This window comes from Burkholderia sp. BCC1996, from assembly GCF_905339955.1.
GTDB lineage: Bacteria > Pseudomonadota > Gammaproteobacteria > Burkholderiales > Burkholderiaceae > Burkholderia.
In genome coordinates this window covers 1-661 of the sequence record NZ_CAJPHM010000095.1, presented here as the reverse complement: position 1 = coordinate 661, position 661 = coordinate 1, and the positions used below count along the sequence as shown (strand labels likewise).

General features: G+C 69.7%; 1 pseudogene. It reads right to left on the bottom strand.

Annotated elements, in window-relative coordinates:
* A pseudogene (locus tag U4Z64_RS37360) lies at positions 1–638 on the bottom strand (phosphomannomutase/phosphoglucomutase); the annotation flags it as partial.
* Positions 639–661: the final 23 nt, after the last annotated feature.

Below are 661 nucleotides of genomic sequence, written 5' to 3'. Positions count from 1 at the left end.
TTCGGGAACGTGCCGTCGATGTCGGTGAAGCGCTCGACGAGCGTGCAGCCGAGCGCCTTGAACAGGCGCGTCGCGAGCGGGCCCGCGACGCCGTTGCCGGCGTCGACGACGAGCTTCAGCGGGCGCGCGAGCTTCACGTCGCCAACGATGCGCGCGATGTACTGATCGGCGACGTCGAACTGCTCGAACGCGCCGCTGCCCGTTTCGAAGCGCTCGTCGACGATGCGGCGGTACAGCGCCTGGATCTGCTCGCCGTAGATCGCCGCGCCGCGCAGCACCATCTTGAAGCCGTTGTAGTCGGGCGGGTTGTGGCTGCCGGTGACGACGATGCACGAATCGACGCGGCGCTCGCCGCCCTTCAGCGCGAGCGGCACGCTCGCCGCGAAATAGCCGACCGGCGTGGGCACCATGCCGACGTCGACGACGTCGACGCCCGCCGCACGCAGGCCATCGGCGAGTGCGCCGACGAGCTCGGGCCCCGACAGGCGGCCGTCGCGCGCGACGACGACCGCGTCGCCGCCCTGGGCGCGCACTTCGCTGCCGAAGGCCCGGCCGATCGCGCGCGCCGTATCGGCGTCGAGCGTCTTGCCGACCACACCGCGAATGTCATATGCCTTGAAGATGGATTGGGAGATCATCGATTCTCTCTGGGTTGCGTGCA